Source organism: Candidatus Latescibacter sp. IFSED24, from assembly GCF_058273205.1.
This window is the reverse complement of sequence record NZ_CM177850.1, coordinates 3,444,458-3,470,829: the sequence shown is the minus strand read 5'-3', so window position 1 is coordinate 3,470,829 and position 26,372 is coordinate 3,444,458. Positions and strand designations below refer to the sequence as shown.

Below are 26,372 nucleotides of genomic sequence, written 5' to 3'. Positions count from 1 at the left end.
TCCCGGTTCCACAGGAGGACGTTATCGTGATGAGGCATGAAGCGAAGTTGCTGGCCGGCGTGGCCCTGGTGGCCCTGCTCGCCACGGGATGCGGTTCCACGGGCAAGGGCGTGAGCACGGGCGGCCTCGATCTCGGCCAGCAGCTCACCGGACTGATCGGCCAGGCCACCAGCGCGCTGTCGGGGATCTCGGATGTCGGCACCGCCGAGGAGGCGCTCCCGACGTTCGATTCGGTGAACGAGGGTCTCGACAGCATCGTGCAGCAGGCGTCGCAGCTCGACCCCGAGGCCAGGCAGCAGCTCACCAACATCGCCCGCGACGCCCTGCCCAGCCTGCAGTCCCTGGCCGGCCAGGTCCTGGCTACGCCCGGGGTGGCCGATGTCATTGGGTCGCCGCTGAATGCCATCACCGAGAAGCTGTCGTTCCTGGGCTGATCCGATCAGCGACGACGCACGGCGGCGTAAAAGGCGGTCGGATTCAGCTAGGGAAGATGATCGCCACCGTTGGCGGTGATCTCTCGCTTCGCTCCGTCGAAGCCGTCGAAGATTCGTCGATGCGCCCGCAACGAGAACTCGTCCTCCCGCGTCTCATACGCCGCCACCCACGCGAGCAGCATCTCCAGGTTGGCGTTCTGCTCTTCGGGAGTCGCGTACTTGTGCGGCTCCCAGGGCCGGTTCCGGCAGTTGGCCTGGCAGATCTCCCGCCCGGGATTGAGGAAGACCAGTTCCGTGACGTGGGGGATCACCAGCTCCAGCAGATCGGCGTAGCAGCCCTCGATGACCCAGCTCGGATTCGATTCCAGGAACCCGGCGATATCTTGCTGGCTGTCGGTCAGGTCCCGCCGCGTCGGCTCGGCGCAATCGGCCGCCCAGGCCACCGTATCCAGATCCAGATGCGGACACCCCAGCGCCGCCGCCCGCCGCCGCGCCAGCGTGGTCTTGCCCGAGCCCGAGTTGCCGAAGATGACGATTCTCTGCACCGGCGTCCTCCCGCGAACTCGCCCGTCGACCGTGGCGAATGTGTCCAGAATCTTTCCATATTTTTGATCACACGGACTCGAAATTTGATCTCGACATGATATAATCAAAGAGATCCGCAAGTGTCCTGAAGCCCATCATTCGCCCCGGAACGGCGAAGAATCAAGGAGAACACCATGCGCAAAGCCATCGCTCTGACCACCCTGGCCCTGCTGCTGGTCGCCGGCGTCGCCCAGGCCGAGCTCCAGACCATGACGTTCACCCAGACGCCCAACATGGTCATTCCCGACGCCTCGGGTCCCGTCCAGTCCGACATGGAGATCGACCTCAACCACTACATCGCCGACATCCGCGTCTACATCGCGGTCGACATCACCGACTGGTCGAGCGACCTGCGGATCTGGGTCGAGTCGGCTTACGACACCCGCGTCGAGCTGTTCTTCATCGGCGAGGGCGGCGAGCCCGCCACCGACCCCGCCGGCTGGTACCCCACCGACTTCACGCCCCACGAGGACATGACCCAGTGGATCGGCGAGGGGGCCGACGGCATCTGGAGCATCATCTGCCAGGACCTCTCCGTGGACGCCCAGGGCGTGCTGACCGAGTGGCGGGTCGAGATCACCTACGACGACGCGGTCTCGGCCGATGTGCCCACCTGGAGCGAGGTCAAGGCCCTGTTCGACTAGGCCCGGCGATTTCCGACATCCCGAGAGCTTCATGAGGGCGGCCGGCCGGGCCGCCCTCGTCTTGAATCCTTAGAATACAGATATGTATGACCTTAATACGGCTTTGGTCCTATTGACCTCACCCTCCCGGGAATGCTAGGGTGCTCTTCCCCCGGAATGCCCCCCCACTGGTCCCGTCGCCTCTCGCCTGCGACGGCGACCGAGCCGGAGGTCCGTGTTCCATGAGAAAATTGCTACCAATCCTTTCCTTCGCCGCCCTCACCATCCTCCTCTGCCCGCTGGCCCTGGCCCAGACCTTCACCATCATCGAGGATCTGCCCAACTCCTTCTTCCCGCCCTTCGTCTACCTGTCGGATGACGGCCTGACCATGAGCGGCTCCGGCTTCAACGGGGTCTTCTACTGGACCGAGACCGACGGCGTGGTCTGGCTCGACGACGGGTCGGTCGGCGCGAGCGGTGGTGCCTGCTCGGGCGACGGCCTGAGCCTGGCCGTGACCTTCCAGAACCCCGACGGGCTCAACGCCGCGGGCTACTGGAACGCCACCGACCTGTGGCAGTTCATGGATCCCATCCCCGAGGGCGCGCCCTGCGGCTCCGACTTCAGCACTGCCTACGCCCTCAACTACGACGGCACCGTGGGCGTGGGCCTGGCCTGGATCGGCTGCGACGCCCGGGCCTTCAAGTGGACCATGGGCGTCGGCGCGGTGAACCTGGGCAGCTCGGGCAACAGCAGCCGCGCTACCGGAATCTCGTCCAACGGCATGGTCACCGTGGGCTTCGATGAGCATCCCTCGGCCGGCTATCGCCGTCCGGCCATCTGGACCGACGACATCGAGGGCCCGCAGCTCATCGCGGGCGAGGATGCTGCCGGCGAGTGCTACGCCGCCAGCACCGACGGGGCCATGGTCTGCGGCCAGCTCGACCAGGGCGCCATGTACTGGGACGCCACCAACGGCGCGGTGGCCCTGGGCACCCTGCCGGGCGACGAGCCCTACGGCGCCATCGCCACCGACATCTCCGACCTCGGCGAGGTCGTGGGCTTCAGTGGCAACCCGTTCTTCAGCACGCCGCGCGGCTTCATCTGGACCGTCGAGGACGGCATGATGCCGCTGGCCGACTACTTCACCGCGCAGGGCGTGACCGGCTGGGAGGAGTACGGCATCTACAGCGGCGCCGCCATCTCGGCCGACGGCCAGATCATCGCCGGCGCCTACACCGATCCCGAAAACTTCCCGCCCTACGGCGTGTACATCGTCCGCCTGTCGGGCGGCGTGTCCGTGGACAACGGTGAGATCGCTGATCCCGACGCGGCGCCCAGCGTGAGCGTGCGCCTGGACGGGGCCTATCCCAACCCGTTCAACCCGCAGACCAACGTGAAGTTCAGCCTGGCGCGGGCGCAGCACGTGCGCCTGGCGGTCTTCGACATGACCGGCCGCCTGGTGACCGAGCTGGCCGACCGCCAGTTCTCGGCCGGCGACCACGCGGTCCGCTGGTCCGGCACCAACGCGCTCGGCCAGTCGGTGCCCTCGGGCACGTACCTGCTCCGCCTCGAGTCGGCCGACGGTGTGCGTTCCGACAAGATGATGCTCGTGCGCTAGCTCACCGGCCACGTGCTCTTCGAAGGGGATCCCGCCGCGGGCGGGATCCCCTCGCGCCCCCGCGGCGAATCCCCTCGCCATCCCTGGAGGCCCACGCCATGAAAGCAATGAACGTTCTTCTGATCGCGGCGGTCCTGGCCGCTCTCCTGGCCGTGCCCGCCTCAGCCCAGATTCGGGTCGCCGACCCCGATCAGACCGCCCCTCTCGGCCCGCGGCTGCTCCGCGCCCTGGCCGACGAGACCGCCGACGCCTGGCGGGCCGACGGCACCCTGGCGGTCTGGGTCTTCTTCACCGACCGGGATCTCGCGGGTGACGAGCTGACCGCCGCCCTCGCCGCGGCCGAGTCCGATCTGAACGCGCGGGCCCGGCAGCGCCGCGCCAAGATGCGGGCGCCTGGCCAGGCGCTCGTCGACGCTCGCGATCTGCCGCTCCGTCCGGACCATCTCGCCGGCGTGATCGACACCGGCGCCCGCCAGCGCCACCAATCGCGCTGGTTCAACGCCGTCAGCGTGGCGGCCACGCCGGCCCAGATCGAGGCGCTGGCCCGCCTGCCTCATGTCCAGGAACTCGAGCTGGTGGCCCGTTTCCGCCGCACCGAGCCCGAGCTCACCCGCGCCGACGAGGACCTGGCCGAACGCCTGCGCGAGGCGGCCGCGGAGACCGCGGACCGCTGGACCCTCGAGTACGGCGGCTCCACCGCCGGCCTCGAGCAGATCAACGTGCCGCCGGTGCACGAGATGGGCCTCACGGGCGAGGGCGTCCTGATCGCGCTGCTCGACGCCGGCTTCAAGCGCGCCCACCCCGCGCTGCAGCACGTCGACGTGGTCGATCAGTGGGACTTCGTCAACGACGACGGCATCGTGGAGAACGAGCCGGGCGACCCCCAGTACCAGGACCGCCACGGCACCCACGTCCTCTCCGCCATCATGGGCTTCCTGCCCGGCGATCTCGTCGGGCCGGCCTTCGGCGCCTCGGTGATCCTGGCCAAGACCGAGGACATCAGCGACGAGACGCCCGTCGAGGAGGACAACTGGGTGGCGGCGGCCGAGTGGGTCGAGGGCCTGGGCGCCGACATCATCTCCACCAGCCTCGGCTACTACTACTGGTACGAGTACAGCGACCTCGACGGCGACACCGCCCTGATCACCATTGCCGCCGACCGCGCGGTGGAGCTGGGCATCTGCGTCTACACCAGCGCCGGCAACGAGCGCCAGAACGAGGACTGGCCCCACATCACCACCCCGGCCGACGGCGACAGCGTGGTGGCGCTGGGCGCGGTGGACCTCGGCGGCGTGCTCGCCGACTTCAGCTCGCCCGGCCCCACCTACGACGGCCGTATCAAGCCCGACCTCGTGGCGCAGGGCGTGAACAACTTCGTGGTCAACTACTACGACGACCTCAACTACCAGACCGTCAGCGGCACCAGCTTCGCCGCGCCACTGGCCGCGGGCGTCGCCGCCCTGCTCCTGGAGCGCGTACCGTCGCTCACGCCCATCGAGGTCCGCGAGGCGCTGCGCGAGACCGCCGATCGCGCCGGCTCACCTGACAACGACTACGGCTGGGGCCTGATCGACGCGCTGGCCGCCGCGCGGTACTGGGGGCCGGCCATCGTCCACACGCCGCTGGCCGACACCGAGGACCTCGTCGGGCCCTACACCGTCCAGGCCAGCATCACCGACCGCTTCCCGCTCGACCCCGCCGGCCTTCTCGTCCATTACCGCGTGGACGGTGGCGCCTGGATCCAGGTGCCCCTGACCCCGGCGGGCGGCGACGAGTACGCCGCCGACATTCCCGGCCAGCCCACGGGCGGATTGGTGGAGTACTACCTCGAGGCCCGCGACACCCTCGGCATCACCGTGACCCTGCCCCACGGCGCGCCGAGCAGCAGCTACGCCTTCGTGGTGGGCAGCGACGTGGTTCCGCCCTCCCTGCGGCACGGCCCCGCCACCGACCAGACCCCCACCACTTGGCCGCCGTCGCTCTGGGCCCAGGCCGACGACAACCAGGGCGTGGACTCGGTCACCCTGCGCTACACCCTCAACGGCGGTCCCGAGGAGGGCCCCGTGCCGTTCGTCCTGGACGGCGACACCTGGCGGCTGGACTTTCCCCTCTTGCCGGAATCCATGGCCGTGGGCGACGTGGTCGAGTACACGGTGACCGCCGCCGACCTGGCCACCATCCCCAACACCACCGTCAGCGGCCCGCACGAGGTGCGCGTGCTCGATGCGCTGGCGCGGGTGCTCATCATCGACGACTCGGTCTTCCGCGCCCCGGCGGGCGCCCCCGCCGTGGCACAGCCCGCGGGCGAGCGCGCCATCGGCGACATGGTCCAGTGGCTGACCGGTTTCGGTTACGAGGTCGGCGTCATGGAGCCCGACGAGGTCACCGTCGCGGCGGTTCAGGGCTGGGACGTCCTGTTCATCTACTGCGCCAACAACAGCTTCCCCATCGGCCTGCCGCTCTTGCGCAGCACGCTCATCGACTGGGCCGCCGGCGGCGGGCGCATCCTGATCGAGGGCGGCGCCGTGGGCGAGGTCTGCTTCTACAGCAACCACTATCCAGAATTCGCGGCGAGCGTGTTGCACAGCGCCGATTGGTGGGGCGATTTCTTCGGAACCCTGCTGCCCCAGACCGGCTACGAGGACCACTACTTCCTGATCCGCCCCAACCTGCTGCCCGAAATCATCACGCCCGATTTCTCGGACAATCCCTACGACTACGGGGCCAGCGACACCATGCTGCCGGCGGCAGACGGGGTGATGATCCTGCGCTCGCTGTACAACGCCTCGGTGGGCGGCGGCCTCATCCACGACGACGATACGGGTCCCGAGGGCGGTCAGATCGTCTACCTGACGTTCGACGTCAGCAAACTCGAGGACGCCGAGGCCCGACCGCTGCTCGAGAATTCCCTGGCCTATCTCATCAGCCGCCAGGCCCCGGGCAATGCGTCCATCGCCGGCACCATCCAGCTGGCGGACGACGAGGACGCCTCGGGCGTCACCGTGAGCTGCGGCGGCCAGAGCGTGGTCACCGGACCCGACGGCCAGTATCTCATCGTCGGCCTGCACGGCAGCACCTACACGGTCACCGCCACCCGCGAGGGCTACGGGCCGGCGTCGCGCACCGTGGAACTCGGCCCCGACGACGCGGTCACTGGCATCGACCTCGTGCTGCTGCCCGTGGTGGAGGTCCATGTCCAGGCCACTCCCGATGTCGGCATTCCCGACAACGACCCCGAGGGTGTCGCCAGCACCATCGAGATCGGCGAGGTGGGCACGCTGGTCCAGATCTCGGTGGACATCCTCATCTCGCACCCATCCATCGGCAATCTCGTGGTCACGCTCACCAGTCCCGAAGGCACCGTGATCACCCTGCACAACCGGTCGGGCGGGATCGCCGACAATCTCGCGGGCAACTGGCCCGGCACGCTCATCGTCGACGGTCCCGGAGCCCTGACCGATCTGAACGGCGAGGACGTGGCCGGCGACTGGACCCTGCACGTCTCCGACCATCAGTTCGGCGCCATCGGCACCTTCCACGCCTGGGGCCTGAACCTGCTGGTCGCGCCGGAGAACATCCTCGCCGCACCGGAAAGTCTGCCGGCGGCCACCCGCCTGGTGGGCAACATCCCCAACCCGTTCAACCCGCAGACCGAGGTGGTCTTCGAGCTGCGTCGCGGGGGACCGGTGGCGCTGGATGTGTTCGACCTGCGAGGGCGCCGGGTGCGCCAGCTGGCAGCCGGCGACTGGCCGGCCGGCCGTCATGCCGTGACCTGGGACGGACGCGACACCGACGGCCGCGGTCTACCGAGCGGGGTCTACGTCTGTCGGCTGCGCGCCGACGGGGTCCTCCAGCGGCACAAGCTGACGCTGGTCCGCTGACCTGCCCGACCTGGCCGGTGCGCGTTCCCGTTCACGGAGCGCGCGCCGGCGCCTCGCCACCCTCCTGCACTCCGCGATCAGCTGATTCTGGACCACGAGAACCAGCCCGTTGCCAATCTATACTATTTTAGTAGTTTTTACGGACCAACCACGTGACGCGGAGGATTGCGTATGATCCAGCCTGATTCGCCCAGCCAGGAATCGTCACGGGACCGACCGACCCATTTCGTCGGGGTCGGCGCCTCGGCGGGTGGCCTCGAGGCCATCGAGAGCCTCTTCGCCAGGTTCCCGCCGGATTCCGGCATGGCGTTCATCGTCATCCAGCACCTGTCGCCGGATTACAAGAGCCTCATGGTGGAGCTCCTCAGCAAACGCACCCGGATGGCGGTGCGCCGCGCCGAGAACAATCTCACCGTCGAGGCGAACACCATCTACCTGATTCCGCCCAAGTCCAATCTGACCATCTTCCACGGTACGCTCCTGCTCCAGAACCAGGAACCTGGACACGGCATCAACCTGCCCATCGACATCTTCATGCGCTCGCTCGCCGAAGATCAGGAGGACCGGGCCATCGGCATCATCCTCTCGGGCACGGGCAGCGACGGCATGCACGGCATCCGCGCCATCAAGGAGGCGGGTGGGCTGGTCATGGTGCAGGCGCCGGAAACGGCCAAGTTCGACGGCATGCCCAACAGCGCCATCTCCACGGGTATCGCCGACTTCGTGCTGCCCCCGGCGGACATGGCCTCGACGATCGGAAAGTACGCCAAGCATCCCTACACCACGCGGCGGCAACCCCCGCCGTCGATCTCGGAGGAGGACGGCTGGCTACCGAGGATCCTGTCGCTGCTGCGCGAGCGGAAGAAGCTCGATTTCACCTATTACAAGCCGACCACGATCATCCGCCGGATGCAGCGGCGCATGACCATCAACCAGATCGATGACCCCGAAGATTACGCCCGGTTCCTCGAGAGCGTGCCCCGCGAGGTGGACGACCTCTATCGCGACCTGCTCATCGGCGTGACCAACTTCTTCCGCAATCCCGAGGCCTATGCCGCGCTCGACGAGTACCTGCCGCAGTTGCTGGCCGAGGCGGCGGGATCCGAACTCCGTTTCTGGGTGGCCGGGTGCTCCACCGGCGAGGAGGCCTACACGCTTGCCATCCTGGTCAAGGAGATCGAACGCGAGACCGGCCGGCCGCAGCGGGTCAAGATCTTCGCCACCGACGTGGACGGCGAGGCGCTCTACACCGCCGCCAACGGCCTCTTCCCCGAGAGCTGCGCGGCCGACCTGTCCGGTGAGCTCCTCTCGCGCTATTTCGTGCGCGAGGGCGACGGTTTCAAGGTCAGCCGCCGCCTGCGCGAGATGGTGGTCTTCGCCCGCCACAACCTGATCAAGGATCCGCCGTTCACCAAGATCGACCTGGTGAGCTGCCGCAATCTGCTCATCTACCTCCAGCCCGTCCTGCAGCGCAAGGTGCTCGAGAAGTTCAACTTTTCGTTGCGCGAGGGTGGCCTGCTCATGCTGGGCAACAGCGAGACCATCGGCGATCTGGACAGCCATCTGGAGACGCTCGATCCAGGGGCGCGGATCTATCGCTCGCGCGGTCGCTCGCTCACGATGGCGCCCCGGGTCGAGCTGCCCGCCTTCGACGCCGCTCGCCGCAGCTTCGACCGCGATGCCTGGCGCCGCGACCTCGACCGGAGCGACAGCCGTCCTCGGCTCATCGAGAAGGTGATCCAGGAGGCGGCCAGCGACTACCTGCCACCGACGCTCATCGTCAACGGCCAGAACGAGGTGCTCCACACGCTGGGCGATTCGAGCGACCTTTTCCGCCTGCCCTCCGGCAAGATCACCAACGACGTGGTCAAGATGGCCCATGCCGATCTCTCCATCCCGCTCTCCACGGCGTTGCAGCGGGTCCAGCAAACCCATCGCGAGGTGGTGTACAAGAATCTGCGGCTGCGCTTCGACGACGATGTCCGCGTGTTCAAGCTCCGGGTGAAGCCGCTCCACAGCGCCCGGAACCTGGAGCCCTTGGTGGCGGTGTTCCTGGAGTCGGCCCCCGCGGTCCGCGGCGACGGAGAATCCGAGGTGGTTCCCTACGATCTGGACCGCGAGACCCAGCAGCGCTTGCTCGACCTGGAACAGGAACTGCAGTTCTCGCGCGAGAACCTCCAGGCCACCATCGAGGAGCTCGAGACCTCGAACGAGGAACTGCAGGCCACCAACGAGGAATTGATGGCCAGCAACGAGGAGCTGCAGAGCACCAACGAGGAGCTGCAGTCGGTGAACGAGGAGCTGTTCACCGTCAACGCCGAGCACCAGAAGAAGATCGCCGAGCTCACCGAGACCACCAACGACCTCGACAATCTTCTGGTCGCCACCCAGATCGGCACGCTCTTCCTCGATGAGAACCTCGATGTCCGCCGCTTCACGCCCGGTGTGACCGCCGTCTTGAACCTGCGCGACGGCGACCTCGGTCGCCCCGTGGTCGAGGTGACCCACCGCCTGCAGAACCTCGACCTCGTGGCGAGTATCGTGGAGGTCCAGCGTCGTGGCGAACCGCAACGGATGGAGGCCCGCAACCGCGATGGAGCCTGGTTCCTGGTTCAGGTCCTGCCGTACCGCATCTCGACCACCGAGGTCTCCGGCGTGGTCGTCACCTTCGTGGACATCACGCGGCTCAAACTCGCCGAAACGGCCCTCGAGGACACCGACGAGAGCTATCGCCTGCTGCTGACGAGCATTCCCAGCGGCGTCGCGCTCTTCGAGCTGCACGGCGACTCGCAGGTGCAGGGCAACCCCGACTTCATTATCACGGACATCAATCCGGCCCTCGAGCGTGTCACCGGACTGACGCGTGCCGACCTGGTCGGCCACCGCCTCTCGACGATCGTCACCGGCCAGGGCTGCTCGCCGCAACGTTGGCGCGATGCGCTCGTGGCGTCCCTGGCCAGCGGGGAACCCATGCACCGCAACTGCAGCTGTGTCGATGGCAAGAGCAGCTGCCACGTGTTCGCCTACTGCATCGACGACCGACGCCTCGCCGCGGTGGTCGCCAGCTCGGCTCAGGCCGCGGCGGCCACCGGGTTCGCGGGCGCCGACATCGTGAATCGGAGGGGTCCATGAACAACGAACACAGGCAGGACCAGGATGCTCTCGGACAGGAACTCCGCCAGCGCGCCGAGGATCGCCTCCGTCAGGAGCCCGCGAGCCAGTTCTCCGAGGTGGATCCCACGCGGGTGATCCACGAACTGCAGGTCCACCAGGTCGAGCTCCAGCTGCAGAACGAGGAACTCCTGCGCTCGCAGCGCGAGCTGCTGGCCGCCCGCAACCGTCACGTCAACCTGTTCGACCAGGCGCCGGTCGGCTTCGTCACTCTCGACGCCAACGGCATGATCCTGCACGCCAACCGCACCTTCTGCGAGCTCCTGGACCGCGCCATGGGTCAGCTGGACCGGCGGCCGTTCCGCGAGCTGGTCCATCCGGAGGAACGCGAACTGCTGACCGCCCGCTACCCGGCCTTCTTCCGCGATCCTCGCGGCAAGGCCCTGGAGCTGCGCCTGCAGGGCGCACCCGGCCTCGTACGCGTCTGCCGCATCGAGGCCCGCCGGTCGAATCCCGAGACTGGCGCCGAGGTGCTCGACAAGAACGCGCCGGCTGAGCTGCTGGTCTGCGTCAACGACATCACCGAGATGCGCCGCATGGAGAACGAGAAGGAGCAGCTGGAGGAGCAGCTCCGCCACATCCAGAAACTCAAGAGCTTCGGCCTCTTCGCCGGCGGCATCGCTCATGATTTCAACAACCTGCTCATGTCCATGGTCGGCCATTGCGACCTGGCGCTCTGGGAACTCGGAGCCGGCCATGCCGCCCGTGAGCACATCGAGCAGACCCTGAAGGCGGCGGACCATGCGGCCGAGGTCTGCCGCAAGTTGCTGGCCTACGCCGGGCACGGCAACCAGGAGCAGGTTTCCCATGAACTGGGAGCGCTGGTGAGCGATCTCGAGGCGATCCTGCGGGTGAGTGTCAATCCCCGCGTCGATCTCGTGCACGATCGCCAGGAACAGGAGGCCTGGGCGTACGGCGACGGCGGACAGCTGCGTCAGCTGATCGCCAACCTGGTGAGCAACGCCGGCGAATCGTACGGCGACGGCAAGGGGACGGTCCGCATCCGGGTGGGCACGCGCGAGTTCTCGTCGGAAGCGCTGGGGCCTAGCGTCGTCCCCTCGTCCCTCGAACCCGGATTGCTGCCGTACCTGGAGGTCAGCGACCAGGGCGCCGGCATGGACCCGGCCACGCGCGAGCGCATGTTCGACCCCTTCTTCTCGACCAAGTTCACCGGCCGCGGCCTGGGCATGTCGGTCGTCATGGGGATCATCCGCAGCCACGGCGGCACGGCCCTGGTGGACAGCGAGCCGGGACGGGGCACCACGGTGACCGTGATCCTGCCCGCGCACGCGCCGACGCCAACGGATCGGGTCGTGTCCGTGACGGACCAGCATCCGGCCGAGCTGGCCTCCTCGCGTCCCGTCCTGCTGATCGACGATGACGAGCAGATCCGCAAGGTCGGCGCCGCCATGCTCCAGAACATGGGGCTGGTCCCCCTCGTCGCCGAGGACGGGCCGAGCGGCCTGGACCTCTTCCGCGAGCGCAAGGCCGACCTGGCCTGCGTGCTGCTCGACCTCATGATGCCGGGCATGGACGGGTTCGAGGTTCTCGCCGCGCTGCGCCGGGAGGATCCCACGTGCCGGGTGGTGTTCGTCACCGGATACCACGAGCACGACCTCGTCAGCGGCAGCAACGGCGAACAACCAGACGCCGTGGTCCTCAAGCCGTTCCGGTTGCGCGACTTGCAGGATATCATGCGGCCGTTGCTGGCCGACTGAGCGCGGCGTCGAACACCCGACCCCCATCTCGCACACGCCATGTGGTATCCTCGAGGCGATCGATGGGGGCTTCCATTCGTCCCGCGAGCCACGACCATGGCCATTCGCCCAGCCACCTTCGCGGCCACGGCGTCCATCGATACCGCCTTCGCGCAGCCCGGCCTCTACCGCGTCGACGCGCGGACCTGGCGGTTCGACTTCGCCTGGGACCAGACCGATACGCTGGTGTTCTCCTTCGTCGACGATCAGGAGCAGTTGGACGAGGTCCGCACGGCGCCCGGCTGGCCTCCGGCGTGTACCAGGCGGTCCTGAGCGGGGAGACCGCCGGACCATGGCCAAGCTTGTCCTGGTCCAGTGAGCCGTACGCCAGGTCGCGTCCGGCCGCCAAAGTTGAAGAGACGGCGATGATCTGGTAAACTCACGGTCACGCAGCCACCCCGATCGACGCTGCCCAACGCTGGGGGATATTGTCATGAGGAACCTGCTCGCCCTGTGGTTCCTGCTCGTCCTGGCCGTCCCGGCCACGGCGCAGGACCCGTATGCCTACGTCGAAATCGATCCGCCCTCTTACGAAGTCGTCATCGTGATCCATCCCACCCACACGGCCCGGATCTTCGCCGCTCCGGGCAGCGAGTGGCACGACCCGTTCGATGTCCAGGTCGCCCACGCGGATTTCGACGCGTACTGGGGGATCTGCAGCTACATCGAGCCGATGGTCGAAGCCCAGGAACTCATCCTGTTGCCAACGGAAGCCCCGGACGGCTTCATCCTGCTGGACGAACCCCTGCTCCTGGATGCGCCACCCTCGAGCGAGGATGGCTGGACCACGGTGGCTCTGCAGCAGCTGCGCGGGGGCGGGCACACCGACGGCCCCATCGTCTTCATGGCCACCGTGCCGGGATTCACCGGCTGTGCCTGGGAGAGCCGGGTCAACCTGACGATGCGTAGCCCGGACATCAACGCCGATCTCGTGGTCGACCTCACCGACATCGTCCTCTTCACGCAGGCTTTCTGCGATTACGGAGAGTACCGCGCCTGGGCCGACCTCTGGCCCGACGGGACGATCAATCTGAGCGACCTGGTCGTGTTCAGCCAGGCGATCGACTGAGCTGCGCCAGCTCCGGCCGCCGCACGTGTCTGCCGACCGTCTGCGCCAGCTGCTCCAGCGGATACGGCTTGGCGAGGAACCCGGCCGCGCCCTGCTGGATCAGGTCCGCCACGGTCTGGTTCTGCGAGAACCCCGACGCGATCAGGATCGGCACGTCCTCGCTGATCTGCCGCAGGCGGGCGAAGGTCTCCTCGCCGCTGAGCCGCGGCATGATCAGGTCCAGGATGACGAGGTCGACCTCGGCGGCGTGCTCCTGGAAGTAGGCCGTGGCCTCGACGCCGTCGGCGCAGAGGACCGTCTCGTAGCCGAACCGCTCGAGGGCGCGGCCGGCGAAGGTCCGCACGGCCTCCTCGTCCTCGACCACGAGGATGCGCCCCTCGCCGTCGGCCGTCAGGGTCCGGGGCGCCTCGGCCACGGGCGCGGGCTGGGCGGAGACGGGCAGCAGGATGGTGAATACCGAGCCTGCGGCGGGCGTGCTCGCCACCTCGATCAGACCGTCGTGGTTGACCACGCAACCGTAGACGCCGGCGAGTCCGAGCCCCGTGCCCCGGCCAAGGGGCTTGGTAGTGAAGAACGGTTCGAAGATGCGCCGGCGCGTCTCCTCGTCCATGCCGATCCCGGTGTCCGCCACCGACAGCGCCAGGTAATCGCCCGTTGGGTGGTCCATGCCGCGCAGGCGCGGGTCGTTGTCGGCGAGGGTGACGTTGCGCGTGCTGATGCGCAGCGTGCCGCCCTCCGGCATGGCGTCGCGGGCGTTGAGTCCCAGGTTCAAGAGCGCGTTGTAGAGCTGGGAGGAGTCGCCTTCGACGAAGGGCCGATCGGCGTCGAAGTCGGTCTGCAGCTGGATCCGCTTGTCGATGCTGCGGGAGAGCAGGCTGGATACCTTGGCCACCAGATCGTGGGTGTCCACCGGAGCGTTCTGGTACTTGCCCTTGCGCGAGAAGGCCAGGAGCTGGCGGGTGAGGTCGGCGGCCCGGTTGGCGGCGTCGATGATCTCCTGGGTGGGCTGCGCCTCGGGGCTGCCGGCGGCGGACCGCTCGTGCAGGAGCTGGGCGTTGCCGAGAATGCCGGTGAGCAGGTTGTTGAAGTCGTGGGCGACGCCCCCGGCGAGCTGGCCGATGGCCTCGAGCTTCTGAGCCTGATCGAGCTGCTGGCGCAGGTGGATCTCCTCGGTCCGGTCGCGTAGCACGATGACCCCGCCGGCCGGCGACCCGTCCGCGCTGGCGACGGCGGCGGCGGTGATCTCCACGGTCAGCCGCTCGCCCGCCGGATCCGCGAGCTGGGCCTGGAACGGTTGGCTGGTCTCCGCGATGCAGAGCAGCCGGTCGCAGAGGCCCGTGATGGGCGTTCCGTCCAGATCGAACAGGTGCAGCGATTCGTCGAGCAGGCGACCGACGCCGTCGGGTCCGGAAGCACCGAGCAGGTGTTCGGCCACCGGGTTCAGGCGGAGGATGCGTCCATCGACACCCACGGCGATCACGCCGTCCTGGATCGAATCCAGGATCGTCGCGAGCTCCTCCTCGCTCTTGCGCAGCGCCAGGCTGGCCCGGTTGATGGCCGTGACGTCGCGGCCTTCGGCGACGACCTGGGTGACGCGGCCCTGGTCGTCGAGGATGGGGGAGAGCGAGAAGTCGATCTCGATCACCGTGCCGTCCGGCGCGCTGTTCGTGGCGCTGCTACAGATCCGTCGCTTGTCCTGCACGCACTCGGCGACGATGTGCTGGAGGTCCGTCCTATATACCGTCGAATGGGCCCACCAGGGTGTGTCCCAGAACAGCATTCCCTGGATCTCCTGCTCCTCGGCGCCGATGAAGCTCAGGGCCGTCCGGTTGACGTGCAGCACCCGACCGTCCGGCGAGAGCAGGCCCATGAACTGCACCGTGTTGTCGAGGACCGCCTGCATGGTCTGTTCCCGCTCGCGCACGGCCTGCTCGGCGCTCAGGCGCAGGATCTCGCGGCGCACCGAGGTGACGATCACGAAGACCGAGATCACCGCCATGGCCAGCAGGATCAGCAGGCTCACCGTGGTCAGGGTGCGGGTCATGCCGGCGATCCTGGCCTTCACGTCGTCGAGGTACACGCCCGTGCCCACGATCCAGCCCCAGGGTTCGTAGAGCTCGACGTAGGAGACCTTGTCCTGCGGCTTGGTGCGCTTGTCTCGATCCTGCCATTGGTAATAGCAGAACCCGCCCCGCTCGGGGGATTGCACGATCTCAAGGAAGGCCAGCAGCAGCGGCCGGCCCTCGGCGTCCGGGATGTAGAAGATGTCGCTGCCCTCGATCTCGTTCATGTAGGGGTGCATGAGCACCACGGGCTGCAGGTCGTTGATCCAGAAGTAGTCGCGTCCCTCGGGGCCGTAGCGCAGGGTGCGCAGGCGTTCCATGGCGCGGACCTGGGCCTCTTCCCGGGTGAGTTCGCCGTCGGCGACCTGGCGATCGTAGCTGGCGAGCAGGGTGATGGCCGACTCCACCAGATTCTGGGCCGTCTCCTGACGCGTGGACAGGAGGTGCTTCTCGAAGGCGGGCAACGCGACGATGAAGACCATGGCGACGAACAGTCCCAGGGTCAGCAGGGCCGGGACGATGGTGCGCAGGGCCGTGGCCCGCCAGGTGGCCCAGGTCAAGGGCAACCGGCCGGATCCGCGGCTGGATGTCGTCGCAACTGGCGTTCTCGTGGAGGTCGTGTTGGTCAAGTCGGAATACTCCAGGCTACGCACGGGATCCCTGCTCAGATTCCTGAACTAGGATATCGGTAGCCTGTCTGATTTGTTAAAGATTAATCGTAAGGTCAGGAGGAGCCGCGTTCCTCGTCCCGGGCGAATACCGCCGCGATCTCGTCGGCCAGACGCTCGGTGGTTTCACCCACGTCCCGGCTGCTTCGCAGCCGCCCGAAACTCTTCTCCATGGTACGGCGCGTGCGTTCGTCCAGCGGTGCCAGGAGCTGCCGGGCCTGGGTGTCGAGATCCAGGGCGCCGCGCTGGGCGTGGGACCGGCCGGCCACCAGCGCGTGGTGCAGCCGCGCCCGACCCAGCACCACATGGGGCAGGTTGCGATTGCGTGAAGGCCCGGCCACCAGGGCGCGCCGGCCCATGGGCACGTTGAGCACCTTCACATCCACCAGCCGGTTGGCCGCGAGCAGCGTGGAGGCCGCGCCGATGCCTCCGCCGAGGAGCGTGCCCGCCAGGAAGCTGGCGCCGCCAACCGCCAGGTCGATGGCCCCGCCGGCGGCGGCGCCGCCCACGGCGCCCAGCCCCAGCAGCTGGAGCCGGGTGAGCCCGAAGACGCGCCACGATTCGCTGGAGAACAGGTCCTCGGCATGCAGGGCCTCGAGCGCGGTTTCGCGGCGCTCGAGGGTGTGGTGGTCATACGCCGCCTCCACTGCCTGGCGAGCGCGTCGTTCCAGTTCCTCGAGGCGTTTCTGGAACTCGGCCACGAGGTCGGGCTTGAGCGCCTCGGGATCCTGGTCGACGGCCAGGGTGCGATCGACCTGGAGGGAGAGCGTCTCGGCCAGTCCCGCGGCCACGGCGCGGGCGGCGGCCTCGCGGCGGCGGCGACGGTCGGCGAGCAGGCTGTCGGTGGCCCGCTGCAGCGGGGCGCGCCACTCGTCGCGGAGCTGGCCGAACGCGCGCAGGAGCTCCACGCGCTTGGTGAAGTCGGCGGTCACCGCGTTGAAGACCCGCACCACGCTGAAGTACTGGCCCAGCGCCGTGCGCCACGCGGCGAGATGGTCGGCCTCGCCGATGGGATTGATGAGCGCGAGGCGGGGCTGGCCGGTCCAGCGCAGGATCTCCATCTCGGCGTCGTACTCGGGACCGTAGGGCACCGAACCGTCGACCACGTAGAGGATGCCGGCGCCGGCCATCACCGGGGCCAGCAGCTCGCATTCGTCGGGGAAACGCCCCGTATCGGCCTGTTCGGCGAGGAACTGCCGGACCAGGTCGGGCCGACGATCCGCCGTGGTCTCGCGCGCCTGGAGCCATTCCCAGGCGGCGCGGGCGCGCTGGAAGCCCGGCGTGTCGACCAGGCTGTAGAGCACCTCGCCGTCCACCTTCATGGGGTAGGTGCGGCAGTGGGTGGTGGTGCCGGGCAGGTCGCCGATCCGGACGCTGTCGTCGTGGGCCAGCGTGGCGACGATGCTCGATTTGCCCTTGTTGGGGTGCCCCACCACCGCGAAGCTGGGCTGCTCGTTCATGCGTCACCGCCTGCGGTTCGGGCTAGCCGGAGCCATGGGTCGCCGAGGCTGGCCAGGGTGCGGCGCCAGAGCGCGAGGTCGCGGGACGAGGCCGCCGCGGGGGCGCCGCCGGTCGTCATGGCCAAGGGCAGCACGTGCACCGGGCGGCCCTCGCCGGCCTCGGAGCGCAGCGCGCGCAGGAAGTCGAGCAGCTCACCCATGGGCGGCTCCCAGGCCTTCACGAGCACCACGACGTCGCCGGCCGATGCGATGGCCTCCGTTCGCGCCGCGTCGTCGTCGGCCAGGGAACGCGAACCGCCGGCGGAATGCCAGCCGCCCACCTGGAGGCCGTAGGTGGCAGCGAGCCAGGTAGCGGCGGCGGGGCGGTCGGCGGCGGCCTGGGCCCAGTCGATCACCGTGACCGTGCGCCCGCGGAGACTGCCGGTCTCCGCGAGGTCGGCGGCGGAGTCCGTGGCCGGCCCGGCCTGGTCCGGCGTCTCGGCCCGGGTCTCCACCAGCTCGGTGTTGAGTCGCTCCAGCACCTCGGCCGTGCCCGGCAGGTGAAGGGCCGTGCGGTGCAGGGCCACCCGCAGCCGTGACCAGGCCAGCGCCAGGGTCAGGAGCCGCGGCAGCATGCCGTAGACCACGAGGCACATCACCAGGAACGGCCACCAGCCGCCCAGGCCGGCGGGCGAGCTCGTGTGGGGGAAACTGCCCTCGCCGAGGCGGAAATAGCGGGTCTCGATCACCAGGTCGGCACTGGGCCGTGCGTCCGGCCAGGCCCAGGCCCACGGCCAGGACACGAGGTCGGTCCACCGCTGTAGGTCGGAGGCGTTGGCGGCGAGCGTGGTGCTCCAGGCGAAGGCCAGGTCGGAGAACACCACGAGGTAGACCGCGCTGGCCGTGGCGCCGGTGTAGAAGCTCAGGGCGAAGACCTGCGAGGCGCGCACCACCACCCAGCGATCCACGCGCCCGAAGAGCCGGCGGTGCGACTCCCCCCGCCCCAGCAACGAGGTCAGGAATTCGCGCTGCTGCTGCGGCAGGTAACGCGCCAGCAGGCGCTGCAGTCGGCCGGGGTTCACCAGGCCCATCATGTCCTGCACGGCGCCGAGTCCCGGGATCCGGCGTACCACCCGCATCGGCACCAGCCCCAGCGCGAAGCCCAGCAGGAACACCAGCGGCAGCAGCACGAACACCGCCAGCACGTGGATCACGTTCACCGGATGGGTGCCGTCGTAGTGGAAGACCACGGCTGCGGTGCCCCAGCCGGCGGCGAGGCCGGCCACGGCGAGCAGGGCCAGACCCAGACGCTGGAGCGCGGTCAGACGCTCGCCGAGACGATCGCCCCGCTCTTCACGGACCCGGTGGAGCCAGGCCAGGAGCTGGGCGACGGGCCGCCGCTGCAGCGCGGTCAGCTCGCGACCGATGGCGCGGTCGCGATGGCGCAGGCTCGCCCCCGACACCTCGGCGTCGAGAGCGAGCTGGCGGGCGAGGTCGACGACGTCGCCGAGGGAGGGGTTGGTTGGCTGGTTGTTCATGGTCGTGGCGGATTGTCCCCGACCCCGTGGTGGACGTCAAGGTTGTGCCACGGAGAGTGTGTCCGGTCGATTTCGTGACTTCTACGACCATGGTATATGATTTCTGGCTATCTGGATGACAGTGATGATGCTGTTCTCGGAGTAGATTCCAGGCCAGACACAATCTCGATGGCACAAGTTATTCGCGAGGCCAGCCGCGGGAGTAGCGTTCCTTGAGCGAAGTGAGCGGGGTCAATAAAGCCGTCTGGTGACTGACCAGATTATCCCACAACTCACATAATTGACGCCGCACCACGGCTGATGGCGGCACGGACAGTGCGTTGTCCGGGAGTTCAGTGGCTTTCTCGTCATGATGGATGAAACGGATTCGCGCGGTCGCTCCCGGGTCGAGGTGCAGGGGCATGGTCAGCAAGCCCGATCGGCGTCGCGGTTCGATCTCCTGGTCGTCGAGGGTGACCCGCAGGACCGGACTCTCCGGAGGTTCCCGCCGGACGATCAGATACTCCTCGGGCTCTTCACTCAGGTTCTCGACCACAGCCTCATTGGCGGCCACGAGACACTCGAGCCGCCCATCTGCGCGTCGTCGCTGGAGGAAGCTGCGTCGGATCACCTCGCCGAGCGAATCCCAGGTAAGTCGAGGTAGAGTTTCGTGTACGCCGTCGAGGAATTCGTGGAGGGGCCCCAGGCCTGACCGGCAGAACTCGTGATGGGCCGACATCAGGATTGGCTGGCCGAGCAAGGCCTGGATCTGGAAAGCGGTCGTCGGCCCCAGTACGCTGTGTCGCCGGTAGAGAGCCACACCGTCGGGAGAGCGGACAGCGATGGCCAGATGATCCGCGATGGTGCGCTGGTTGCTCTGCCCTCTCCGGGGGTGGATGTGTGTATTGACGGCGGCCATGAATCCGGCTCGGAGGAGGGAGCCGAGGGCCTGGGGGGCGAACACCCCGTGGGGAAAGACCATGATTGGCGTGAAGGGCACTCCGGTTCGCTGCTCGTGCCGCCGCATGCGCTGGATGGCGGTCTGGGAGAGGCGATCGGTGGACTCCTGGTCCGTATTGCCGAACTCGTGGCGCGTATGGAAGCAGCCATGGACGCAGATGCTGAGGTGTCTTGGCTCCTCGCGGAAGGTGCGGGCGACCTCGGCATCGGTCCGCTCGGTGTTCATCGGAATGAAGGCGATCGTGGTGGTATAGTCGCGTTTCTGCATGTCGGCCAGGATCTCGTCATAATGGAGACAGCCATGCTTGGGTTGCAGGCTGGGATCGTCGATGATCAACGCGGCACGCGCGGCGGCGCTATGGTAGGTCGATTCACCGAAGACCTGCCGGAGATAGATGAGAAACGGCGCGAATCCGGACACGTGATCGCCGAGATCGAAATCGAGACCGGTGGGCTCGTCGAGATCGATGACCTCGCGGACGGCCACGAAGTGCTGGGGACCGTGCGCCCTCGCGAAGAAGACATGAAACGGCTGTCCGCCGGCCAGGATCAACGGCTGTCCGCCAAGATCAGTCAGCCCCTCCAACCAGCCGGTCGGTGTAGGTTTGGTGACCGGGAGCGGGAAGCTGGCCCCATGCAGGGGGCGGGTTGCCGGGGAGTGGTCGTCGAGGAACTCGAGTTGTGCATCCGTGTTCGCATGGTCCCGGCAGGAGACCGCCTCGGACCCGAGCAGGGTGCGCAGGACACCATCGCTCGCGGCTCCGGGCACGAGGCCGAACACCAGCATGCTGCCGACATGTTCACTCAGGGACCGCGCCGTGAGCTCAGGGTCCGGGTCCCGGGCAAGGATGCGGTGCAGGGTCGCGGCCGAGGTGATGAGATGGAGTTGTCCGGGTGCCCAGCTGGAGAGGGTGGCCGCGAGGTTGCCGGGCGAGACCCTCAACCGTCGCGTGCGGACGCCGAAGAAGCGGGAGAAACGGAGGATACGCTCGTCGGTGGGAACAGGCTCTTCGGCCGTCAACACGTGGCAGATCTTCACGTGCTGCTGGCTCATGGCCGTCTCTCCCGCTCGATACGCCGCAATCCGGCGACGAAATCCTCGTAGCTGGTATCGAGTGTCAAGGGAGTGGTCACCTTGGCGACCACGGAGGGCTTGCTGGCGGTGTACAGGGAGTGCGGAGGCACGCTGCGCGTGACGGGAGTCAGGGCCCCGACCACGGTGCCTTCGCCGATGGTCAGGGTCATTCCAGGTGTGGCTGTGATCACGCAATGGGGTCCCACGAGAACGTCCTTGTCGATGATCACCTTGCCGGGACCGCGTACATGAGCAACGATGGTCGTCCGGATGCTGAGCTGGGCGCCATCGCGGATCGTGATGCACTCCGGGTACTCGTTCTCAATGTATACCTGATCCCCGATGAAGACCCGTCCCTCGATCTTGACGCCGCGCCAGCGGTGGAGCAGAGGACGCAGGCTCGTCGCGCCAGGAACCCGCTGGGCCAGGTACGACAGCAGCCTGTTGAGAACCCGTCGGCCGATCCACTTGCGACGCATCGAACCTACCTGTTCTTGTGATCAGCCTGGCCGGTATACATTCTGTCACGCTCGGCGTTCATCTCGACATCGAGACGGCGGCAATGCCGTACCCCCACTGGCCGAGGCCTTCTTCACGCCGACAGTATGATATCACCTGGCAGGAAACAATCCACATTGTCTATGAAGAGGTCATCTGTCCGGTAGGCTGCCCGGGCTTCGCAGCCATGGCATTGGGTGAAGTACGGTCCAATGCCGTGATTCGAGAATCATCATTGCGTTTCGAAAGAGTCGAAGCTGCACCCATTCGCGAGGGGACATTGTCATGAAGAGATCCATGCTGGCCATCGTTCTGACCCTGTCGATGATTCTGGTCGCCATGTCTGTCGCTGACGAAAACCAGGCCGCGGACGCCACCCGGATCCTCGCCGAGGACCTGATGGGCGACTGGACCATGACCGCCGTCCCGGGAATCACCGCCGCGTCGATCGTCTTCGCGGATGACGGTCGTTACGTCAAGACCGAGCAGCATGCCGATGGCGTTGGTGTGGAGACCAAGGGTGAATACCTGCTCCTTCCCGAGCTATCACCGTGCGGACTCGATCTCTGTCTGGGGGAGTGCGGTCAGGACGGCTCGGAGTGGACGACGGTCTTCGCCATCGTCAGGAAGCTCGCCGATGGCCGCCTGGAGATCCGGATGTCCCCCACCGGTACGCGCCCGGCGGCGTTCGACCCGGAAGACGACACCCAGACGCGGTTCCTGACGCGGATCGATCGAGAAGGGCCTGGGCGATGACCTGGCGGCGCTGATTGGTGACCGCCTCGGACTCGTCCACTCCGTGGAACGCGTTGGACGGGCGGTCAGCGTCGTCACGGCATCAGGTGCCCTGTGGCGGTCGAGATCAAAAAGGATGAAATTTATCTCAATAAATGCACAGACCCGAATCAGGGAGACAGGCATGCGTGGGATCGTGATTCTCTTGACGACAATTCTGATGGCGGCAGCGACCGCCGGCGCCGAGGTCGTCACCGAGACCGTGACGTACCGGCAAGGTGAAACCGTACTCGAGGGCTATCTGGCGCACCCTGCGGATACGGATGTCCGCCGGCCCGGCGTGCTCGTGATCCATCAGTGGATGGGCCCGAGCGAGAACGAACGCATGCGCGCGCGCATGCTCGCCGAGCTGGGCTACGTGGCGCTGGCCGCCGACGTCTACGGCCAGGGCATCCGCCCCCGCAACACCGACGAGGCGCGGGAGCAGGCGACCATCTACTACGGCGATCGGGAGCTCTTCCGCGCCCGGCTCGCCGCGGGCCTGACCGAGCTGAAGCGGCATCCCCAGGTGGATGGCGACCGCGTGGCGGTGATCGGCTACTGCTTCGGCGGCGCGGCCGCCCTGGAACTGGCGCGGTCGGGCGCCGCGGTGGCGGGCGCCGTGAGCTTCCACGGCAACCTGGACACGCCGCTGCCCGCCGGTCCCGGCGACATCCAGGCCAGCCTCCTGGTCTGCCACGGTGCCGTCGATCCCTACGTGCCGGCGGCGGACGTCGAGGGTTTCGTGGCCGAGATGGAGGCCGCGGGTGTAGACTACCAGCTCGTCATGTACTCCGGCGCGGTCCACGCCTTCACCCAGCAGGGAGCCGGCGACGACCCGTCGCGAGGCGCGGCCTACGACGCTGCCGCCGACCGCCGCTCGTGGCAGCAGCTGCAGGCCTTTTTCGCCGAGATATTCGAGTAGCCGGGGAGATCGCCGGCAGTAGCGAGGTCAGCATGTCGAGCACCCCCGGACCGGTTCCGATCTTCCCCTTCGCCATGAGCGCGGCCCGGCCGGTCTCGCTGGCCGCCGTCGATTTCGATGTCGCCGACCTCGCCGCCTTCACCGCCTTCATCGACGCGCGACGCGGCACCGCCCCCGCGCTCGTGGGCGGCTACGACGAGGATCGTGTGGTCTACCGCGCCAGCGCTCTCTTCGGCACCGAGGAGGAGCCGCGTACCGTCCACCTGGGCGTGGACGTCTGGACCGATGCCGGCACGCCGCTGCGCGCGCCCCTGGCGGCCGCGGTGCACAGCCGCGCCGTCAACGATCGCTTCGGTGACTACGGCGGCACGGTGATCCTGGCCCACGAAGGCTTCTACACGCTCTACGGCCACCTGGCGCACCGCTCGGTCGCCGGGCTCCGGGAAGGCCAGCTCATCGCGGCCGGCGAGGTCTTCGCCTGGCTGGGCGCGCCCGAGGAGAACGGCGGCTGGCCGCCCCACCTCCACTTCCAGCGCATCGAGGACCTGCTCGATTTCCGGGGCGACTTCCCCGGCGTGGCCCGGCGCAGCGAGCGCGCCCGCTGGCTGGCGCGCTGCCCGGACCCCATGGATCTGCTGGTCTGAGCGCGGAATCAGTCGAGTCTCAGCAGATCCGGCCTTCGCAGGGCCAGCCACCAGAATCCGCAGATCACCAGCGAGTGGCGGATGCGGCCGTCCCGGATCAGGCCGGGCACCGCGGCCAGAGGTCGGCGCAACACCTCGATGTCCTCTCCGTCGTCCTGCTGCAGCGCGCCCACCGGCCGGCAGTTCTCCAGCAGGAAGGTGTGGGTGTGGTTGTCGAAGATGGCCGGATTGGGTTCGACCACGCCGATCGGCTCCACCGGATCGCCGACGTGGCCGGTCTCCTCGCGGACCTCGCGGGCGGCGGCCTCGGCCGGCGTCTCGCCTTCATCCACCAGGCCGCCGGGAATCTCGAGAGTGAAATCGCGGATGCCGTGCCGCCATTGCCGAACCAGCACCACCTCGCGGTCGGGCGTCAGCGGGATGACGTTCACCCAGTCCCGGGTCTCCAGGGTGGTGTAGGGGCGGCTGTGGCCGTTGCGCGGCGAGACGGCCGTGGCCTCCACGAGATGGAAGATCCGGGTCTCCTGGAGCGTGCGTCGTCCGGTGTAGCGGAAAGGCTCGAGCTTGCTCATGGCGGAAGGCTCCTAAGCGTGCGGTCGTCCGGGTGGCTGGGAACAAGGAATGGCCTGTCGACAACGGGGGCAAGCGGATCCGCCCCGCGCCGGTGGTCCCGGGCGGGATTGGACGACCAGGCATCCAGCGTGCTAGGATCGCGCCATCGTTGGTTTCGGAAACCCCGGAGGCCGCCGCCGCCATGCTCGCAGACGACGCCCGAGAGACCCTGGCCGCCGGCCGCGTGTTCGCCACCACCCGGCGTGGCTGGGGCGAGCTGTCGGCGTCCTTCGTGGAGACCACGGTCCATGTAACCGGCCTGGCCGGCTTGCTGCGGGTCGGCAAGCTCGCCGGCCGTCTGGTGGCCGTCGAGGAGGCCGGTCCCGACCTCATCGCGGTCCGCGGTTTCCAGAACAAGCGCGCGGCCGACCAGTTCGTCCAGAAGCGCCTCGACCAGTACGACCGCCTCTGGGACGGCTGAGGCTGCACGAAGATCGACTACCTCTCCTAGGTCAGGAGAGTCCGACACTCGAAGCGAGGAGAGCGGCATGGTCAAGCTGGGCATCATCATCTGCGACCGTTACCGGAGCTGCGCCGGCGGCAAGTGCTTCCGCTCGCTGCAGGAGCGCGTGGGCGGCTTCGCCCGCTACGCCGGCCAGGACGTGGAGCTGGTGGGCTTCACTTCGTGCGGCGGCTGTCCCGGCGGCAACATCGAGTACGCGCCGGAGGAGATGCAGAAGAACGGGGCGACGGTGGTCCACCTGGCCACGGGCTTCGTGGTGGGCTACCCGCCGTGTCCGCACCTGGAGCATTTCCAGGCGTTCATCCCCGAGAAATACGGGATGGACGTGGTGGTCGGCACGCACCCCATTCCGGAGAAGTACAACCTGGTGCACGAGCAGCTCGGCACCTGGCCGGCCATGGCGACCACCACTGACCTGACCGACCTGATGGCCGACCAGCCGACGCGGCTGGCCTACGACTGAGCGACGGCCTTCATCGTCCGTGCGGCTGCAGGTCGGGCAGCGGCGCACCGTCGCGGACGAAGCGGTCGAGCCAGTCGGTAGCCAGTTCGCCCACCTCCTCGCGATGTTCACTGAGACCGTGATCGCCGCCCTCGAACATCACTAGCCGGTACGGGACCCGGGCCGCGAGCAGCGCCTCGGCCATGTGGAGCGCCTGCGTGGGGTGGACCCGCCAGTCGGCGGTGCCGTGCAGGAGGAGGATGGGCGTGGTGGGGCAGAGCCGGTCGGCCCAACGGACCGGGGATCGCTGCGCGAGCGCGGCCTCGCGGTCGGTCCGCCAGCCGGGCACGAGCTGGGCGTAGACGTCGGGCTCCATGTCGGGCCGGCGCTCGAGCAGGTCGAAGGAATCGGCCAGGCCGGCGCCCACCACGGCGGCGGCGAAGCGGTCGCTGCGCGCCAGGGCGAGGTAGACCATGAGGCCGCCACGGCTCCAGCCGTAGAGGCCGAGGCGGTCGGCGTCGGCGACGTCGAGGTTCTCGAGCAGCGGAACCAGGTTGAGCACGTCGGCGACCTCGGCGCCGCCGAACTCCTCGCGACCCTCGCCGCCGTCGTTGCCGCGATACTGCGGGGCGACCACCGCGTAGCCGCGCGCGGCCAGCGGCGCCAGGACCGCGGCGGCGCGCAGGTCGCTCCAGGCGCCGAACTCGCGGTTGCCGCCGCGGCAGAAGATGAGGCCCGGGAGATCGTCGCCCTCGCGGGGTAGGGCGAGGTAGCCGTTCACCGCGAGGCCGTCGCTGGCGTAGGTGATCCAGGCCAGGTCCACCTCGCCCACGATCGGCTCGACGATGTCGCGGACGTGCGGCGGCTGGTCGGCCGCGAGCAGGGCGGCCAGATCGACGGGCTGGCGGCGCAGGATGGTGCCGTTCTCGGCGGCGCGGACGAGCGGGGTCAGGCAGAGGAGGGCGCCGAGGAGGAGGAGCTGGCAAGGCCGTGGCATGGGTCGTCCTTTCGGGCGTGGGGATGGCCTCCGGTCGGCCTTCCGGATAGGCCGAGATCCTACCGCGTTCAGGCCGCGGCCGCCACGGCTCGCCGGTGTGGTAGAGTTCGCCCTGGCGGAAACCCGGCAACCACTGTTTGATGACGGCCGCCGCAG

The 26,372-nt window shown here is 68.1% G+C and carries 21 protein-coding genes; 13 read left to right on the top strand and 8 right to left on the bottom strand.

The features are described 5' to 3' along the window. Positions 1 to 26 precede the first annotated feature (26 nt). Positions 27 to 434 (top strand): hypothetical protein, encoded by a 408-nt coding sequence (locus tag IFSED24_RS14100; protein ID WP_491332113.1) that lies wholly within the window; start codon positions 27 to 29, stop codon positions 432 to 434. Between the two features lie 47 nt (positions 435 to 481). Here the strand turns inward: IFSED24_RS14100 and IFSED24_RS14095 are convergent, their stop codons facing one another. Then, the gene (locus IFSED24_RS14095) at positions 482 to 979 is read right to left on the bottom strand and encodes a P-loop NTPase family protein (RefSeq protein ID WP_491332112.1); all 498 of its coding nucleotides are present in this window, start codon (positions 977 to 979) and stop codon (positions 482 to 484) included. A gap of 174 nt (positions 980 to 1,153) precedes the next feature. Here IFSED24_RS14095 and IFSED24_RS14090 point away from each other — a divergent pair, with 174 nt between their 5' ends. The 7 genes from IFSED24_RS14090 (at position 1,154) to IFSED24_RS14060 (ending at position 13,139) form a co-directional block, all read left to right on the top strand. Continuing rightward, positions 1,154 to 1,663 (top strand): hypothetical protein, encoded by a 510-nt coding sequence (locus IFSED24_RS14090; protein ID WP_491332111.1) that lies wholly within the window; start codon positions 1,154 to 1,156, stop codon positions 1,661 to 1,663. Positions 1,664 to 1,884: 221 nt separating this feature from the next. Next, positions 1,885 to 3,261, top strand: coding sequence for a T9SS type A sorting domain-containing protein (locus IFSED24_RS14085; protein ID WP_491332110.1), 1,377 nt, complete (start codon positions 1,885 to 1,887; stop codon positions 3,259 to 3,261). Positions 3,262 to 3,359: 98 nt separating this feature from the next. After that, entirely contained in the window at positions 3,360 to 7,142 is a 3,783-nt protein-coding gene (locus IFSED24_RS14080; RefSeq protein ID WP_491332109.1) for a S8 family serine peptidase, read from the top strand. Positions 7,143 to 7,313: 171 nt separating this feature from the next. Next, positions 7,314 to 10,274, top strand: a complete 2,961-nt coding sequence (locus IFSED24_RS14075) for a chemotaxis protein CheB (RefSeq protein ID WP_491332108.1) — start codon at positions 7,314 to 7,316, stop codon at positions 10,272 to 10,274. Beyond that, a complete protein-coding gene (locus IFSED24_RS14070) occupies positions 10,271 to 12,031 on the top strand; it encodes a hybrid sensor histidine kinase/response regulator (protein WP_491332107.1) in 1,761 nt (586 codons plus the stop codon). The genes IFSED24_RS14075 and IFSED24_RS14070 overlap by 4 nt, the downstream gene beginning before the upstream one ends. A gap of 96 nt (positions 12,032 to 12,127) precedes the next feature. Then, complete coding sequence (locus IFSED24_RS14065; RefSeq protein ID WP_491332106.1) at positions 12,128 to 12,343, top strand: hypothetical protein; 216 nt, start codon at positions 12,128 to 12,130, stop codon at positions 12,341 to 12,343. 160 nt (positions 12,344 to 12,503) lie between these two features. Continuing rightward, complete coding sequence (locus IFSED24_RS14060) at positions 12,504 to 13,139, top strand: hypothetical protein (RefSeq protein WP_491332105.1); 636 nt, start codon at positions 12,504 to 12,506, stop codon at positions 13,137 to 13,139. Here IFSED24_RS14060 and IFSED24_RS14055 read toward each other — a convergent pair. The 5 genes from IFSED24_RS14055 to IFSED24_RS14035 form a co-directional block, all read right to left on the bottom strand. After that, positions 13,120 to 15,768 (bottom strand): cache domain-containing protein, encoded by a 2,649-nt coding sequence (locus tag IFSED24_RS14055; protein WP_491332104.1) that lies wholly within the window; start codon positions 15,766 to 15,768, stop codon positions 13,120 to 13,122. The two genes, IFSED24_RS14060 and IFSED24_RS14055, sit on opposite strands and share 20 nt — an antisense overlap. A gap of 158 nt (positions 15,769 to 15,926) precedes the next feature. Beyond that, on the bottom strand, positions 15,927 to 17,330 hold the full coding sequence (locus tag IFSED24_RS14050) for a GTPase/DUF3482 domain-containing protein (protein WP_491332103.1): 1,404 nt from the start codon (positions 17,328 to 17,330) through the stop codon (positions 15,927 to 15,929). Next, positions 17,327 to 18,847, bottom strand: coding sequence for a DUF2868 domain-containing protein (locus tag IFSED24_RS14045; protein ID WP_491332102.1), 1,521 nt, complete (start codon positions 18,845 to 18,847; stop codon positions 17,327 to 17,329). The genes IFSED24_RS14050 and IFSED24_RS14045 overlap by 4 nt, the downstream gene beginning before the upstream one ends. A 178-nt stretch (positions 18,848 to 19,025) precedes the next feature. After that, positions 19,026 to 20,825, bottom strand: a complete 1,800-nt coding sequence (locus IFSED24_RS14040; protein ID WP_491332101.1) for a hypothetical protein — start codon at positions 20,823 to 20,825, stop codon at positions 19,026 to 19,028. A gap of 11 nt (positions 20,826 to 20,836) precedes the next feature. Next, positions 20,837 to 21,340, bottom strand: coding sequence for an acyltransferase (locus IFSED24_RS14035; RefSeq protein WP_491332100.1), 504 nt, complete (start codon positions 21,338 to 21,340; stop codon positions 20,837 to 20,839). Between the two features lie 316 nt (positions 21,341 to 21,656). Here IFSED24_RS14035 and IFSED24_RS14030 point away from each other — a divergent pair, with 316 nt between their 5' ends. The 3 genes from IFSED24_RS14030 (at position 21,657) to IFSED24_RS14020 (ending at position 23,702) form a co-directional block, all read left to right on the top strand. Next, entirely contained in the window at positions 21,657 to 22,115 is a 459-nt protein-coding gene (locus tag IFSED24_RS14030) for a hypothetical protein (RefSeq protein WP_491332099.1), read from the top strand. Positions 22,116 to 22,278: 163 nt separating this feature from the next. Further along, on the top strand, positions 22,279 to 23,058 hold the full coding sequence (locus IFSED24_RS14025) for a dienelactone hydrolase family protein (RefSeq protein ID WP_491332098.1): 780 nt from the start codon (positions 22,279 to 22,281) through the stop codon (positions 23,056 to 23,058). Positions 23,059 to 23,090: 32 nt separating this feature from the next. Next, positions 23,091 to 23,702, top strand: a complete 612-nt coding sequence (locus IFSED24_RS14020) for a peptidoglycan DD-metalloendopeptidase family protein (RefSeq protein ID WP_491332097.1) — start codon at positions 23,091 to 23,093, stop codon at positions 23,700 to 23,702. An 8-nt stretch (positions 23,703 to 23,710) separates the two neighbouring features. Here the strand turns inward: IFSED24_RS14020 and IFSED24_RS14015 are convergent, their stop codons facing one another. After that, entirely contained in the window at positions 23,711 to 24,274 is a 564-nt protein-coding gene (locus IFSED24_RS14015; RefSeq protein WP_491332096.1) for an NUDIX hydrolase, read from the bottom strand. A 182-nt stretch (positions 24,275 to 24,456) separates the two neighbouring features. Between IFSED24_RS14015 and IFSED24_RS14010 the strand changes: the two genes are divergently transcribed. Together IFSED24_RS14010 and IFSED24_RS14005 are read left to right on the top strand one after the other, a co-directional pair. After that, positions 24,457 to 24,735, top strand: coding sequence for a hypothetical protein (locus IFSED24_RS14010; RefSeq protein WP_491332095.1), 279 nt, complete (start codon positions 24,457 to 24,459; stop codon positions 24,733 to 24,735). A 67-nt stretch (positions 24,736 to 24,802) separates the two neighbouring features. Then, positions 24,803 to 25,240, top strand: coding sequence for a CGGC domain-containing protein (locus tag IFSED24_RS14005; protein WP_491332094.1), 438 nt, complete (start codon positions 24,803 to 24,805; stop codon positions 25,238 to 25,240). Between the two features lie 10 nt (positions 25,241 to 25,250). Here IFSED24_RS14005 and IFSED24_RS14000 read toward each other — a convergent pair whose 3' ends face one another. After that, a complete protein-coding gene (locus tag IFSED24_RS14000) occupies positions 25,251 to 26,216 on the bottom strand; it encodes an alpha/beta hydrolase family protein (protein WP_491332093.1) in 966 nt (321 codons plus the stop codon). Positions 26,217 to 26,372: the final 156 nt, after the last annotated feature.